This window comes from Candidatus Chloroploca mongolica (genome assembly GCF_004762035.2).
GTDB lineage: Bacteria > Chloroflexota > Chloroflexia > Chloroflexales > Chloroflexaceae > Chloroploca > Chloroploca mongolica.
In genome coordinates, this window is the sequence record NZ_SIJK02000054.1 from 19,167 (window position 1) to 34,265 (window position 15,099).

Below are 15,099 nucleotides of genomic sequence, written 5' to 3' on the forward strand. Positions count from 1 at the left end.
TCTTCAAAGGTGCCGTCCGGCAGCAACGTGCCGTCCCAGGTGTCCAGATAATCGAAGTTGACCCAGCTATCGGTCGATAACGCATTTTCCGTCCCGAGCACACGTACCTCCAGGGTATGCGGCCCCGGCCCGAGGTCAGCATAGGCACGACTGAGCACCCCGGCGACCCGGCTGTACGTGTCCAGCACCCCCTGGCTCACGCCATTGATGAAGACCTCGGCTTGCCCGCCGTTGGTGCTGGTCAGCAACCCCAGGTGCGCCCAGCTTCCCGTGAAGGTCAGGCTCACCTGGTCAGTCGCCGTGCGCGACGCTACCGCGTACCCGCCACTCGCCAAGCCCGACCCCGTGTCGTCCCAGGTCGTCGGGGCGACCGTCAGCGGCACGCCGTTGAAGCGCAATTCGGGCGCGTCTTCTTCGTAGCGGCTGATCCCGCTGCGCGTCGGTGATTCCACAAACGGAGCCTCGCCCGGGGTGATGAAGGCGTCTAGGCTCGCATTGCCCCGGGATTGCTCCACCAGCACCACATGCGGCCCCGCCCCCAACCCCGCAAACGCGAGCCGCTGCGGGCCAAGCGTTGGTGCGTTCAGGTCAAAGACCCCTTGCTCCTCCCCATCAATGCTGATCCGCGTCTGGCCGAAGTTCGGCCCCACCATCACCCGCAAGCTGAAACTATCCCCCGTCAACGGGAACCACGCCCGCCCATTGCTGTACCAATAGAGGTATCCGCCGCCGCTAGCTTCGTCACTCGTCTGCGCGATCCAGGCCCCGCCAAGTTGCACCCGGGCGTCGTTCTCTTCAAAGGTGCCGTCCGGCAGCAACGTGCCGTCCCAGGTGTCCAGATAATCGAGGCCAACACGGATATCGGTGGAGAAGGCGTTGCGCGTCCCAAGCGTGACAATTTCGAGCGTATGCGCCCCCGGGCCAAGGTCGCCATAGGCAATGCTGGTGACGCCGGCGGTGCGGCGATAGAGATCGATCACCCCGCGGCTCGTGCCATCAATGAAGATCTCGGCCTGCCCGCTCGAGGTTCCCGTGGCAAAACCAATATGCACCCAGGTACTCGTGAAGGTAAAGGTTGCACGGCTTCCTGCGGCACGTCCAAAATTGCCCTGGCTGCCACTCGCTGGCGCATGGTTCAAGATCGTCCAGGTGCCCGAGTAGGCAATGGTCGCCTCGGTCTCTTCGTAACGACTGATGCCGCCACCCGTAAAGGCCGGCACAAGCGGGGCGAGCGTCACCGCCACTGGTGGCGCTTGCTCGCCACTATCGGTCGCGCTTGCCTCAGATGCGCTACGCGCTCGCAAGAGCAGCGCCGCAAGACCCGGCTCCGCGCAGTCGGTGACACAGGTAAGCCTGCGCAGCAGCGTGCGCCCCCATCCCGGCGCATCTTCGCTCGGCGAGGGAACGGGCATCGCCTCACGCGACAACATTGGCTCATTGCCAGCGCTGCGCTCGGGGTTCACACGCGCCCAGGGTTGCCCAACGCCGGTGGGCACTGGTTGTGCGGCAACGCTCAGCGCATCCGGGAGAATTGCCTGTTGCCTGATGCGCGTGGTGATACTGGTGGTCACCACGGGATTGCCCGGCAACACCACGAGCGGCTCGACCGCGACCTCGGCAGAGAGCCCCATACCAACCGTCAACAGTCCGCTTCCGCTGCCTCCCGCGAGCGGCGCGCCATCAGGATCAACCAACTCAACCGTCGCGGTATAGACGCCAGCGGCAAATCCCGAGGTGTCAACCGTGCCCAACCCATAGCTCCGCGGGTCGCCGCCACCAAGCGCGAGCGTCTGCTCGGCACTGTAGACCGACGTGGCATCGGGGGCAAGCAGGCGCACCCGCGCCGTCGCCTCCAGCGGCATATTGGTCAGGTTGGCCAGATGCAAACTGAGCGTCGTTGAACTTACCCCGGTCTCCACAAAAGCCGGCGTTGCACGCACGTCAAGCACCTGCACAAAGCTTTCGACCACATTCAGCCCAAGACTCGCCTCGGTGGCAAAGCTCCCCGCCGACGCCCCGCTCTCCACCACCCGCACCCGCCCGAGCAGCAGCGCAAACCCGGTGCTCGGTGGGGTCAGGGGGATCGGCAGATCAACCGTCTCATCCGGGTCAAGCGTGATGATCTGAGGAGGGGGAAGACCGGGGAGCGAACCGCCAACCACAATCTCGTAACGGGTTTGTGCGCTACCCCGGTTGACCACCCTGAGCGTAGGCGTGATTGCATCACCCGCACGTACCGTCAGGGTACCAGGGATAAAGCGCACTTCAGCCGCACTCCGCGCATTGAGCGTCAAACCTTCGGCAACCGGGTCGAGATCAGCACAGAGCTGCGTCAGGATCGCGGTCGTCTCGTCAGAGGTGGGCGTACCCTCCAGCGCCTCAGCGCGCCGCAGCAAGGCTTCGGCGATCTGATCCATGCCAATCACTGCCCCAAGCTGATTGCTCACCAGGCGCAACTGGCTTGCGACCTTTGCCCGCAGGGCCGCGTCATCCGGGGTGGCGGCAAGCAATCCGACGGCCGTACCGAGTTCACGCAGCGCCGTCACCACGCCCGCCGTGCGCCCATCCGACGGCGCACGGGCGGCTTGGTAGACACAGATCGCCAAGGGATCTTCCACCCGTACAACAATCGGCAAGGTCTGCGTATATGGCCCCGAATTTGTGCGTATTTCGACCGTTGCCTGGGTACCGATCGGCGCATGTATAGGCGCGGTCAACGTGAGTTGTTGCGTGACCGTAACGCCAACCGGAACGCTCTGCGACGCGGGCAGCCCGGCGAGCGTCCAGTCCGGCCCCGGCAGCGTCGCCTGCAACGGGAAGCTGCCGTTGCTATTGCCAACATTCTGCAGGTTCAACGCAACGCTATCGGCACCGCCAGGCGCAACAAGCAGCGTCGAGGGTGCCACCGACAGGTACGCATACGGCAGCGCCGGCACAGCAAAGGTTACTGAAGCCGTCTGCGTCAATTGTGCATTCTCTGTAGCAGCAACCCTCACCGTCACAGGATAGCTCGTCCCGGCAGCGGGAAGCGGCCCGGGCGGTGGCGAAGCATAGAAGCCCACCTGGGCAGTGCCCCCCGCAGGCAAGGTTACGCTCGTTTCGCTGCTGCCCTGGGCACCACTCAAGATCAGCCACCCCGCAGGCAGTCCCGTCACGTTCAGCGTAAAACGATGGGCGCGCGTTGACGTATTGGTCATTGTCGCCGTAAACGCCGCTCCCGGCACCTGAAGCTGACCATTATTGGTTGGATCAGCCGTGAGCGCACCAATGCCCCACGGCACGGTAATCAGCGGATCAGGCGCAGCCGTCAGCAAGAGACCCTCGAAGGCAGTGGTGTTCACGGTATGCACCGCCGTCACAAAGAGCTCAGGGTAGCGCGACGAGCGGGCTGTCACGAGCACCTGATAGCTGCCGGGTGCCGCGCCAGGCGCTGGCGTCACGGTCACCTGACCGGCCTGGCTGACCGCAACCGCCCAGTTGTCAGGGGTTTCGGCGGTTAGTGTGAATACATCGGTGAAATTAGCCCCGATCTCCGCAGTGAAATTAATTGGCGTGGTCGGATCAGTCGTGCTGGCATCTGCCGACAGCTTCAGCGTAAAGAGTTCAACCGGGCCGCTACTTGCCAAAGCAATTTGGTCAAACGCTGTCTCGGCTTCGGCCAGGGCAAATGGCCCCTGATACCCCGCGACGGCGAGGCCATTGGGGGCATCCAACGCCTGCCCCGCGAGGCTCAGCGTCCCCGTGATCGGCGCAAGCATCATCGCAGCATTGCTCAGCGTCGTCGTGATCCCACGACTAAACATGGTGGCACCATACACACTGCCGTCGCCACCAACACCCAGTCCCGCCACCGCAGGTGCATACAAACTCGCGCTCGCCGGGGCGCTCAGCGCCACCGAAACGAGCCGACCCTCAGCCGAAAATGATCCGGCGGCCAGCGTCGCAGCAGGTTGCAGCAGCGTCTCGGCCCGACTCAGCACCGGTGCCCGCAGCGAACCAGGACTGGCGAGCGCGTTGGGCAACGGCGGATCAACCGAGCCAATGACCTTCGCGGCAAACTTGGTGCCATTGACAAAACCAAGTTCGACCTCCACCGGAAGTGGCACCGCTGCCGAGGTAGGCGGACACTCATACGCCGTATCCTGCACCAGTTCGCACCCCTTCTCAATCGGTTCAGGCAACGCGATCGAGATCGTCAGCCCATTGCCTGTCGCATAGGCCTTGAGCCGATTAAAGGTCATGCCACTGCCACTCGAACCAGCCTCAGTGAGCAAGTCTACAATCTTCTTGGTCTCAGCCTGCGCAAAGGTATGGGCTGACGCCCAGGCCTGCTTCAAGCCGCCGGGCTCAAGCGGAAGGTTGCTCATAAACTCGGCGATCCAGAAGAACGTGTAGGAAGCAAAGCCGTGAAAGAAGCCAATCAACGCAAAAATCGCATCAAAGGTGGGACTGGCAACCAGAAACCCATACTCGATCGCCGCCACGTGCAGCCCATCTTCCATCACATCGCGGGTCTCGCCGTCCACCAGGTCAATTTCGACCCAGCCGGTCAAGGCCTGATCGCCCATCTGTACCGGGCGTTCCGGTACAATCACAGCATAGTAGGGGCCGCGCTGCAGCGAGTCGACAATGCGAGCGCGGGCACGCGGCGAAAGCGGCAACTCGGCCAGGCGATCAAGGCTACCCCCGTCAAGCCGCACCAGCGGAATGCCCTGCGCCTCGGCGGCCCGCAGCAACTCGGGCACGCTGATCAACGTCCCATTCGCGTCGTCCCGCAGGATCGCCGTCTCTAACTCGGCATCCTGCATGCCACGCGCATGATTGAAGGCGACCAGGCCGCCCCACGCCTGTCCGGGGTACAAAACCGTGCGCAGTTGGTTATTGCGCAGATCGAGCCTGACGGTGGCGGTCTGCTTCGCATCATTCACTTCCCACGAACTGAGAAAGAAGCGTGGCGAGGCCACATAGGCGTGGGTGAGAAAGAGATCGGAAAGATAGGCCGTACCATAATCAGATTGGGCCGCGAGGGTCAACAGTTGCGCCGCATGGGTCGTGCGCACCGTCTGCTGGAGATTGATGATCGCTGAGCGGATCTCATCAAACGCAGCCCGTTGCTCGGCTGCCGGGCGTGCGCCCCAGTCCTGCAAGGCGGTAAAGCTGCTGCTCCCCTGCGTAAGCGCCTGGCGCGAGGGTGCCGTAAGGCGATTGATGGCCTCGGGCGGCACCCGCGAGGGCGTCGCCAGCACCGTATAGAGCGCCTGCTCGCCAATGATCGGCAGTTCCGAGTCAAATGCAATCGAGCCACTGCTCCCACCTGTGCGCGCCGCATAACCCAGGCGATCAACAATTTCCCGTGTAAAGAGCTGACTCTCGCCCTGCGCATTGCGGCTCTCGATCTCCAACCAGAGCGCCGTGACGAGGCGGTTGGTCAGCGGGCCAACAAAATTCGAGGTTAGATCCTGATAGGTCTCACCATCAATCACCTCGTCCCCAACCAGAAAATAGGGGCGATAGTCCGTTATCTTCGTCGCGAAGATCATGCCACCATTGACCTGCGGGTTGACAAAGTGGGCCAGGCTAACAGGCTCGCCGACCAGCGCCACACTGTTAAAGGTCGCCTCGAGGGGATAACTCACCGGCAGGCCCCCAGGCAACTGCGCACTGAGCAGCGTATAGTGTTCAACTTTCAGGCGCAGCGTCACCTTATGGCGCACGCTATCGGGCACCTCGGCGATGCGGTCAGTGCCATCATCGGCGACACTGGCGGCGAAGCGCTCGCCAATGCTCGCCTCGCGAAACGAGGGATCGAGTTCGACCCAGCCCTGACCCGGCAGGTACGCTTCAACCCACCAGTGATCCCGCGCCTCGTTGACCAACATCGGGATCGTCGTCGGATCAGCCACTGATTCGCCTGGCGGCACATGGCCGATCACGCCCTGCGGCGTCGGGAACATCGCCAGAATCAACTGCTTGATGCGCTCGTCATTCAGCGTACCGTGGCGATACCGGGCCGGCGTACCACTGGCGCGCAGCATCGCAATCAGCAGACTCGCCTTATCCAACGCATTGCCCGCCTGACTCCAGAGCGTCCCGCGTGTCCCGCGCAACGAGCCACCGTAGACCTCGTGCTCCAGGGTCTTCACATAGGCAAACAGACGCTCGGGATCACCGCCAAGCGCCGCAAGCTGCGCAAGCATATCTTCATCGCTAGTATCGGCATCCGGCGTACGCTGGAGCCACGGCGCAAAGCTGTCAGCCGCAAGGCGGGCAGCCCCAGTTTCGGCAGACACCGCCCGTCCGTGCAACGTCCCCCAGGCCACCGCACCCGTCTCAAGCTCAGCGAATTCACCGGCAAACGTCGCCGCCCGCACCGAGAGCGTTGCCGTAATCGTTGTTTGCGGCGGCAGATCGCCGAGGCTCCAGGCAAGGTCAGCGGCCTTCTGCACCGGGAGTGGTGCCGCGCTAACAAAGCTTGTCGTTTCAGCGAGACTGGTCGTCAACAAGAGGCTACGGATCGTATTGGGATCACTAGCAGCATCATACGTCGCAGCAAACGCAATCGTCTCAGTGATGGTCGCGCCCGGCGACGGCACAGGTGCAGTCACCGGCGCAAGATTATTGCGCAGCGTATAGGTCAGCGTCACAAGGCCATCGCTGGTACCCGCAGGCGTCACCGCCGTTTGCACCCGCGTCACCGTCAGCGGCTGCGCCAGCGCGAGCGGGCGAGAGGCCGTCTCAGGGTTGGCCGCAGCATCAAGCAGGATGCCCGAAGGTGGTTGCAGCAGCGCCTCGGCGAAACGATCAGCGCGAGCAGGTGCCGCCACAAGCGCCGCCGGAACTGCCGAATTCACCACCAAGATCGCAGCGAGCATCAGCAAAACGATTGAACGCATGCCACGGTCCATATGTTTTGACTCCTCTTTGCGCCTTTGCGCCTTTGCGTCAAACAGCGGCATCCAACTGACGCCAAACCACCAAGATATGCAAACCCTCTGCGCCTCTGCGTTACATCCTCACGCCTATGCTACAATACATCCCTCAGACAATCCCCTCTATTTCCTGGGAGGCATATGACCGCTGATCTTCCGGTACCCCTGACCGATCTGCGCCGCCGGGCACCGATTGCCCGCAACTTGATCCAGGCGGTCTTAACCGAACTGCTTGGCCCGGTTGAATTGAAATATGATTTTTATCGCGAGTGGAATGGTTGCTGGAAGGTTCGCGTCACGATCGTCGGAGCCAACACCGGCAAACTCGATTTTACCCTGCTCGACACCCCCGCAGGCGGTATGCTCGCCATGCCGCGCCCGCTACCCGAACGCTGGCGCGTCCAGACCGGCATCGCCGCCACCGATGGCAGTCGCTGGAGCCTCGATGCGGCAGGGCAACTCGTGCGCTTTACCCCGCCGACATAACCAGGGCCTCACGCCGCGATATAGCGTGGCACCCCTAGTTCATCTTCGGCCACTTCATCGAGGTTGGCGATTGCAAGCATGCCACGCTGGTCGAGGTATTCGATATACGCACCAACCTTTTGCAACGCCAGCAACTCGTCATACGAACCAATACCGGGGTAGAGCATTTCGGTCAACCCACCAATCGAGATTGGCTCAATACAGGCCTCATAGATGCGCTCGATGCGCCGTTGCTGGATCGAGGTAATCGTATTCACCGCCGCTTCAAGGTCGTGGATCGGGCGATCATGCCCACCGAGGCAGAGCCGCACGCCACTCGTGGCCCGCACTTTCTGCAATGACTGCAGAAAATGATCCACCCCGGTCGAAGCGGTCAGGCTCTCGGGGGCCAGGAAGATCGCGACCCCCGGCAAGACATGATCCGCCGTAAAGAGCACATCGTCGAACTGCAAACAGACCTGACCAGGGCAATGCCCGGGAACATGGATCACCCGGAAGCGCTCGTCGAGCAGATCGTCATCGCGCAGCACCGTCTCAACAGGCTCGGAACGAAAGAGATCCTTGCCCCCACTATACATCCGCAGCAAACGCTGGCGACGCTCTTCGCTGATCCCGGCGCGGCGTAAAAAGATGCCCAGGCGAAACCGCGTCAGAGCCAGGCGCTCTTCGTGATGCACAAGCACGCGCCGATCAAGCTCGTGAACAGCGACCGGCGCATCGGTCAGACTACGCACCAGATTCAGCCCACCGTGATGATCAATATGGGCATGGGTAATAATCACCCGTGAAAGATCGCCCCACGTGATCGCCTCATTCCACTCACGGCGCAGGCGGACAAAACCCTCCTCGAGGTCGGCATTGCTCTGACCCTGACCACTGCCCGTATCAATCAACGCGACATATGAGCCATCTACCACCAGGTGGGCATAGGCACGCAGACTCGGAAAAACCTGGAGCGGCAAGCGATAGATGCGCACACCACCTGCCGTCTCGAAACGTGTAATTGGCTCACCAGACATACCAGCCTCCGCAAGCTCACCCCAGACACCGTCACAAAAGACCGGATGGTGCCAGCGTCGCTGACACCATCCGGTATTATAGCCCTGACTGAAGGATTGTCCAACTGCGGCGGGAAAGACCTTACCGCAGCACCACCAGCAGCACCCCGGCGGCCACAGCCGAACCAATCACACCGGCGACATTGGGACACATCGCCTGCCAGATCAGGAAGTTTTGCGGATCTTCCTCCTGGGCCACCATATGCGCCACACGCGCCGCCATTGGGACAGCCGAAACCCCGGCGGCCCCAATCAGCGGATTGATCTTCTCGCGCGCAAAGACATTGTACAGCTTGGCAAAGAGCACCCCGCCAGCCGTCGAGATGGCAAAAGCGACGGCACCCATCACAAAAATGACCACCGAGCGCGGCGAAAGAAAGGTGCTCGCCTGCGTACTTGCCCCCACCGACAGGCCCAGCAGAATCGTCACAATGTCAATCATAGACATGCGTGCCGTAGCCGCCAGTCGTTCAGTCACGCCACTCTCTTTCAACAGATTGCCAAAAAAGAGCATCCCCAGCAGCGGCAGCGTGTCGGGAACAATCATCACACAGACCAGGAGCCCGATAATGGGAAACATGACCCGCTGGAGTTTGCTGACTTCCGGCGGTGCCGCCATCCGGATCAAACGCTCTTCTCTCGTTGTCAACAAACGCATAATTGGCGGTTGAATGACGGGTACCAGTGCCATATAGGAATAGGCCGAGACCGCCACCGCCCCAAGCAAATCAGGCGAAAGACGCGTCGTGACAAAGATGGCCGTCGGACCATCAGCGCCACCGATAATGCCAATCGACGCTGCTGCGCGCAACAGAGCCATTGGATCATCAGGATCAGCCAGGCCCAAAATGGGAAATTGCGATCCAAGAAAGACCGCCAAAAGCAGTGCGGCAAAGATACCAAGTTGGGCGGCCGCACCGAGCAGAATCAACTTTGGTTGCGAGAGCAGGGTCGAAAAGTCCGTCATCGCTCCGATGCCAAGAAAGATCAGCGGAGGAAAGATGCCAGCCTTAATCCCAAAATAGATATAGTAGAGTACCGTACCTTCTTCGTACACTCCCTGTCCCAGCCCAGGGGCGAAGGGCATATTGCCAAGGATAATACCAAACCCGATGGGCACAAGCAGCAATGGCTCGAAATTGCGCGTCACCGCCAGAAAGATGAAGATAGATCCGATGACGATCATCAGGACATTGCCCCAGGCGAGGTGTGCAAAGCCACTCGACTGAGCAAATTCGACAAGAGAGCTAAAAAACTCGTTGATCCATTCCATCAGGCAAACTCCAGTAGCACCTGACCCTGGCGCACCGAGTCGCCAGCTTTGACGCTGATTGACTTGATCGTTCCGGCATTGGGCGAACTGACGTTGGTATTCATCTTCATCGCCTCGATCACCAGCAAGGCATCATTCTCCTTGACCACATCACCAACTTTGACTTTGACATCAACGACAATGCCGGCAAGCGGTGAAGTCAGTGCATTGGCTCCACCGGCAGCCGGGGGCGCTGAGGGTGCTTTGGGGGCGGGTGCTGGTGCAGCGGCGGGACGCGGTGCCACAGGGGGGCGGGGTGCTGTGGCCCCCATGCCAATCGGCGAAGGTACCGGGCCACTCATGAAGGCAGGATCGGTATCGTCTTCAAGTACCTCGACATCAACCTCGTAACTCACTCCGTTGACGGTAATACGCAGACGCTTCACAATCAACTCCTTATATATACAAGATCTCCTGATCAGGTCTTCGCAAGCGCCGCATCGACCAACAAGCCAACGCGACGCCCTGCGCCTGAGGATGCCTTAGCGATCGCGACGGCGTCGCGAGGCCATAATCGAGATACGCCCCTGACTTGACCAGGCTCCAGTCTGAGGTTGGTTGTACTGCACCCGAGTGATCCGTACAGGTTGCTGCAACACCTCGTTGGCTGCGACGGTCAGGATGGCGATCAGTTCAGGGGTAAGTTCGGCGTCAGTAGCCTCAACCACTGGCGCAACAGGGGCCTGCGCAGGTTCGGGCACTGCTTTGCCCCGACTCATCAATTGCTGAATCGGTTTGTCGATACGCCCAATCAAACTGAGCATCAAAGCCACCAGCGTAAGCGCCATAAAGACGACTGAAACACCAGTCAAAGCGATCTGGACCGCTTCGACCATCGGGTTTACCATTGGTTCCATAGCCACCTCACATCGGGAGCAGGCCGTGCTTCTTCTGCGGGCGCAGTTCGCGCTTGTTGCGCAATGAAGCAAGGGCCAGACTCAGATAGCGCCGGGTCTCGTTGGGTTCAATAATGTCATCGATCAAGTTGCGTGCAGCCCCCACGTATGGCGAGGCGAATTCTTCGCGATACTGACGCACAAAGTCTTCCCGCGCTGCCACCGCATTTTCAGCCTTCTGGATCTGGTCACGGAAGATGATATTGACCGCACCTTCAGGCCCCATCACCGCAATTTCGCAACTCGGCCAGGCTGCAACCCGATCTGCGCCAAGGTCTTTGCCGCACATCGCGAGGTACGCGCCGCCATAGGCTTTGCGCAAGATGATCGAGATCTTGGGCACCGTCGTCGCACCATACGCAAAGAGCATTTTGGCCCCGTGACGAATGATGCCGCCCCGCTCTTGCTCAGTCCCCGGCAAGAACCCGGGCACATCAATCATTGTGACGAGCGGGATGTTGAACGCATTACAGAAGCGTACAAACCCGGCGATCTTATCCGATGAGTTGATATCAAGCACTCCGGCCATCACGGCTGGCTGGTTGGCAACCATACCCACCGTGTGCCCATCAATGCGCGCAAACCCGATCACGCAGTTGGGCGCAAAACTGGCCTGAATCTCAAGAAATTCACCATTGTCCACTAGGCGCTGAATGACTGGCTTGATGTCATACGGTTCACGCGGATTGTCGGGGATCACCGTGTCAAGGGTATAGTCAGGAAAAAATTCGAGTTCGCCAGTTCCATAGCTCGGCGGATCTTCGAGGTTGTTGGCCGGGAGGAACGAGAGCAGTTGTTTGCAAATATGGGCCGCATCGGCATCACTCTCGGCAATGAAATGGGCGACACCACTGCTCATCTGCGCATCGGGCCCACCCAACTCTTGGGCCGTGATCTCTTCGCCCGTCACCTGGCGCAACACCTGTGGTCCCGTGATGAACATCTCGGCTGTGCCACGCACCATGATGATAAAGTCCATCAGCGCTGGCGAATAGGCCGCCCCACCCGCACACGGGCCAGCAATGATCGAAATCTGGGGTACCACGCCCGAAAGCAAAATGTTGCGGTAAAAGATCCGCCCATAGCCACTCAGTGCATCAATGCCCTCTTGAATGCGTGCGCCACCACTGTCGTTAATACAAACAAACGGCGCACCGCACTTCAACGCAAGATCCATCGTCTGACAGATCTTATCGGCATGACTTTCGCCCACCGAGCCACCAATCACGGTGAAATCCTGGGCCGCAACAAAGACCTGACGCCCGTTGTACGTCCCCGTCCCGGTCACCACACCCTCACCTGGCAACTCTTTGCCGGCCATGCCAAACGCAGTACTACGATGACGTGCAAAAAGGAAGAGCTCTTGAAAGGTCTCTTCTTCCACGATCATGCTAATGCGTTCGCGTGCGGTCAGCTTCCCACTCTGATGCTGACGCTCGATGCGCTCACTTCCTCCGCCTCGCCGCAGATGAATTTTGGTTCGTCGCAGCTGCTCGATCTTCTCGCGCGAAGTCTGCGGGCGTGCTTTGCCCTCGTCACGCATAGTCATAGCTAACTTGCTACCTTTCCACCGTTGCATCATCACACGCGAACGTGCGCACCCTGATGATCCGGGCAACGGCATGTTCAAGCGGAACGCTTCGGTGCGGACATAAACCTTTTGCCATTAATGATTCCCCCAAACTATACACGCTTATCACCACTTATGGGGCGCTGAAAGCGAGGAATTTTTGTAGTAGACTCGCAACAGTTGCATGTGCGACGGTTAAGAGTTGACATAAAGCCTTTTTTATGGCACAGGCCATACATACGGTATAATCTCTCGACAGAGTTCACATGCAGCCCCTGGAAGGGGCTGCGTCCAAGAATGGCCCTCCGGCTGGGGGTTTGGGGGCCTGCGGCCCCCAAGAATCTTTCTTTCGCTGGAAAAATGCCAGCGACGCTGGCATTTTTCCAGCGAAGAAGCGAAGTTTGAGGGCGCAGCCCGCACGTTCGTGCACACGGGGCCCTATGGCCCCCAAGAAAGGCATAACCCATGACCAGCACACCCTCCAACACCGATATTGCCACTATCCTCGAAGCCCTCCGCACCGAGGTGCGCTCCCAGCGGCTTGCGCTGGCCGATACGAATGCGAGCGCTCGCAGCCATACCCACGAGTTGCAACGCGCAGCCGAGGAACTCGAATATACGCGAGTTGTCAGTGCGCACTGGCCCCTCGAAGGCAAAAATCTCTATGAACAGGGCTGGGCCCTGCTTAACAAAGTGGTGCGCCGCTATCTGCGCTGGTATATCAATCCCATTGTCGAGCAACAAAATGCGTATAATGAAGCGTCAGCCCGCACGATCCGCTTGCTGATCGAGCAAAACAGCACGTTGCAACACCAACTAGCCGAGCTTCAACGCGAATTGGAAGCCCTTCGTACCCAATGACCATGAGTAAACGCATTCTGATCTGCACCACCCAGGTGCCCTTTGTCCGAGGTGGGGCCGAGTATCTGGTCGAGGGCTTGCGCGATGCGCTCCGCGAACGCGGGCATCAGGTCGAACTGGTCGCCATACCTTTCCAGTGGCATCCCGTTGAACGCATTACCGACCACGGGCTCGCCTGGCGCCTCCTTGATCTGACCATCAGCAATGGGCAACCGATTGATCTCGTGATTGGCACCAAGTTTCCATCGTACCTCGTGCGCCATCCGCACAAGGTACTCTGGCTTGTCCATCAACACCGCCAGGCCTACGATTGGTATGGCACCCCGCTGAGCGATTTTGCCAATACCCCTGAACATCGCCAGGTGCGCAAGGCGCTGATGCAGATGGATTGGCGCGGACTCGACGAGTGCCAGGCGCGCTATACCATTTCGCGCAATGTAAGCGAACGCCTGCGGCGCTTCAACGGCCTCACCAGCACACCCCTCTACCCGCCGAGTCGCTATGCGGGACAATTGCGCGCGGGGCTTTATGGCGACTATATCCTGTCGTCATCCCGCCTCGACCGCGCCAAACGGCTCGACCTACTGCTCGAAGCAATGGCCCTGACGCAGCAACCAGTACGCCTCTTGCTCGCCGGGTCTGGCCCCGAACGCCAAACCCTCGAGCAGCTTGCCCGCAACCTGGGCCTCGGCGAACGGGTGCAGTTTCTCGGCTTTGTGCCCGACGCCGAACTGATCGAACTCTACGCCGGGGCACGGGCGGTCTACTATGCCCCCATCGACGAAGATTATGGCTTCGCAACCATCGAAGCATTCGAGGCCGCGCGCCCCGTAATCACGACTGAAGACGCTGGCGGAGTGTTGGAGTTTGTCGAACACGGCCACAACGGCCTCATCTGCCCCGCAGCTCCAGCCGCGATCGCCCTGGCCCTCGACGCCCTCAGCGCCGACGCCACCCTCGCCGCCCGCCTCGGCAGCCACGGCCCCGCCCGCGTCGCATCGATCACCTGGGAACACGTCGTCCAGGCGCTGATCCCCTAAATCCCCGTACGGGCACGGCGCCGCCGTGCCCCCACCGCCGCCGTGCCCCCACCGCCGCCGTGCCCCCACCGCCGCCGTGCCCCCACCGCCGCCGTGCCCCACCGCCGCCGTGCCCCCACCGCCGCCGTGCCCTTCGATGGGCCGTGATCAATCATGCCCCTTGAGGGCGCAGCAGCTATCAGAGATGCCTGTTCACCCCGGGTGGGCCAGGCGCTGCTGCGCCCCTACACCCCGATCTGCACGTACCCAACGTGTCATGGCGGCGCACCCGATGGGCCAGTGGGCACATCCCATAGCCATGGGATCGATCTATCGGCTACCGCCGATCCTCGCGAATACCGGATGCACCGAATGGGGCGAATGTTGGGATCGATCCATCGCTACCGCCGATCCTCGCGAATACCGGATGCACCGAATGGGGCGAATGTTGGGATCGATCCATCGCTACCGCCGATCCTCGCGAATACCGGATGCACCGAATGGGGCAAATGTAGGGGCGCAGCAGCCCATGCGCCTCCCTCAACCGCAGCGCCCCCTCCATCGCTGCTGCGCCCTCCCGTGGGCATATGGATCGATCGCGTGGAACTTCTACCCCACCTGCGCCAACCACGCTTCGAGATCGGCCACCCTGGTGAAATCAAAGACCGCCTCTGCCAGATCCAGCCGTTGCGCTGGGTCAAGGTGCTGCACCTGCACCAGCAGCGCAGCGGGCAGCGGGCCACAGCGCCGCTGCAACAGGCGCACCAGTACGGCCAACTGACCCTCTTCCCGCCCCTCTTCACGCCCCTCTTCCCGCCCCTCTTCCCGCCCCTCTTCCCGCCCCTCTTCCCGCCCCTCTTCACGCCCCTCTTCACGCCCCTGCGCAAGCCCCTCTTCACGCCCCTGCGCAAGCCCCTGCGCAAGCCCCTGCTCGCGCCATTTGCGCATCATCGGCGTCTCGGGCAAAC

11 protein-coding genes are annotated in these 15,099 nt (G+C 60.9%); 3 read left to right on the forward strand and 8 right to left on the reverse strand.

Annotated features, from left to right (window positions below):
* A partial coding sequence (locus EYB53_RS26870) for a transglutaminase domain-containing protein (protein WP_205712706.1) occupies positions 1–6,905 on the reverse strand: 6,905 nt, incomplete at its 3' end.
* A gap of 165 nt (positions 6,906–7,070) precedes the next feature.
* Here EYB53_RS26870 and EYB53_RS20325 point away from each other — a divergent pair.
* Entirely contained in the window at positions 7,071–7,415 is a 345-nt protein-coding gene (locus EYB53_RS20325) for a hypothetical protein (protein WP_135480455.1), read from the forward strand.
* Positions 7,416–7,423: 8 nt separating this feature from the next.
* On the opposite strand, the gene EYB53_RS20330 is transcribed toward EYB53_RS20325, so the two are convergent.
* The 5 genes from EYB53_RS20330 to EYB53_RS20350 all read right to left on the reverse strand — a co-directional run bounded on the left by EYB53_RS20330 (position 7,424) and on the right by EYB53_RS20350 (position 12,230).
* The gene (locus tag EYB53_RS20330; RefSeq protein ID WP_135480457.1) at positions 7,424–8,434 is read right to left on the reverse strand and encodes an MBL fold metallo-hydrolase; all 1,011 of its coding nucleotides are present in this window, start codon (positions 8,432–8,434) and stop codon (positions 7,424–7,426) included.
* Between the two features lie 121 nt (positions 8,435–8,555).
* Positions 8,556–9,746 (reverse strand): sodium ion-translocating decarboxylase subunit beta, encoded by a 1,191-nt coding sequence (locus EYB53_RS20335; protein WP_135480459.1) that lies wholly within the window; start codon positions 9,744–9,746, stop codon positions 8,556–8,558.
* Positions 9,746–10,171 (reverse strand): biotin/lipoyl-containing protein, encoded by a 426-nt coding sequence (locus EYB53_RS20340; RefSeq protein ID WP_167857508.1) that lies wholly within the window; start codon positions 10,169–10,171, stop codon positions 9,746–9,748. Before EYB53_RS20340 ends, EYB53_RS20335 begins: the two co-directional genes overlap by 1 nt.
* A 96-nt stretch (positions 10,172–10,267) precedes the next feature.
* Positions 10,268–10,642, reverse strand: a complete 375-nt coding sequence (locus EYB53_RS20345; RefSeq protein ID WP_135480461.1) for an OadG family protein — start codon at positions 10,640–10,642, stop codon at positions 10,268–10,270.
* A 7-nt stretch (positions 10,643–10,649) separates the two neighbouring features.
* Positions 10,650–12,230 (reverse strand): acyl-CoA carboxylase subunit beta, encoded by a 1,581-nt coding sequence (locus tag EYB53_RS20350; RefSeq protein ID WP_097651670.1) that lies wholly within the window; start codon positions 12,228–12,230, stop codon positions 10,650–10,652.
* A gap of 486 nt (positions 12,231–12,716) precedes the next feature.
* Here EYB53_RS20350 and EYB53_RS20355 point away from each other — a divergent pair, with 486 nt between their 5' ends.
* Both EYB53_RS20355 and EYB53_RS20360 read left to right on the forward strand, forming a co-directional pair.
* Positions 12,717–13,112, forward strand: coding sequence for a hypothetical protein (locus tag EYB53_RS20355; RefSeq protein WP_135480463.1), 396 nt, complete (start codon positions 12,717–12,719; stop codon positions 13,110–13,112).
* Positions 13,109–14,152, forward strand: a complete 1,044-nt coding sequence (locus EYB53_RS20360) for a glycosyltransferase family 4 protein (protein ID WP_135480465.1) — start codon at positions 13,109–13,111, stop codon at positions 14,150–14,152. Before EYB53_RS20355 ends, EYB53_RS20360 begins: the two co-directional genes overlap by 4 nt.
* Here the strand turns inward: EYB53_RS20360 and EYB53_RS20365 are convergent.
* Positions 14,149–14,307, reverse strand: a complete 159-nt coding sequence (locus EYB53_RS20365) for a hypothetical protein (protein ID WP_167857509.1) — start codon at positions 14,305–14,307, stop codon at positions 14,149–14,151. The genes EYB53_RS20360 and EYB53_RS20365 overlap by 4 nt on opposite strands.
* A 433-nt stretch (positions 14,308–14,740) precedes the next feature.
* Positions 14,741–15,099, reverse strand: a 359-nt coding sequence (locus EYB53_RS20370; RefSeq protein WP_135480467.1) for a DUF4351 domain-containing protein, incomplete at its 5' end; no start/stop codon positions are given.

Excerpts from the sequence above, each read along its gene's own strand:
- EYB53_RS20325 (WP_135480455.1), top strand. The coding sequence starts at position 7,071 with ATGACCGCTGATCTTCCGGTACCCCTGACCGATCTGCGCCGCCGGGCA.
- EYB53_RS20330 (WP_135480457.1), bottom strand. The coding sequence starts at position 8,434 with ATGTCTGGTGAGCCAATTACACGTTTCGAGACGGCAGGTGGTGTGCGC.
- EYB53_RS20335 (WP_135480459.1), bottom strand. The coding sequence starts at position 9,746 with ATGGAATGGATCAACGAGTTTTTTAGCTCTCTTGTCGAATTTGCTCAG.
- EYB53_RS20345 (WP_135480461.1), bottom strand. The coding sequence starts at position 10,642 with ATGGAACCAATGGTAAACCCGATGGTCGAAGCGGTCCAGATCGCTTTG.
- EYB53_RS20350 (WP_097651670.1), bottom strand. The coding sequence starts at position 12,230 with ATGACTATGCGTGACGAGGGCAAAGCACGCCCGCAGACTTCGCGCGAG.
- EYB53_RS20355 (WP_135480463.1), top strand. The coding sequence starts at position 12,717 with ATGACCAGCACACCCTCCAACACCGATATTGCCACTATCCTCGAAGCC.
- EYB53_RS20360 (WP_135480465.1), top strand. The coding sequence starts at position 13,109 with ATGACCATGAGTAAACGCATTCTGATCTGCACCACCCAGGTGCCCTTT.
- EYB53_RS20365 (WP_167857509.1), bottom strand. The coding sequence starts at position 14,307 with ATGATTGATCACGGCCCATCGAAGGGCACGGCGGCGGTGGGGGCACGG.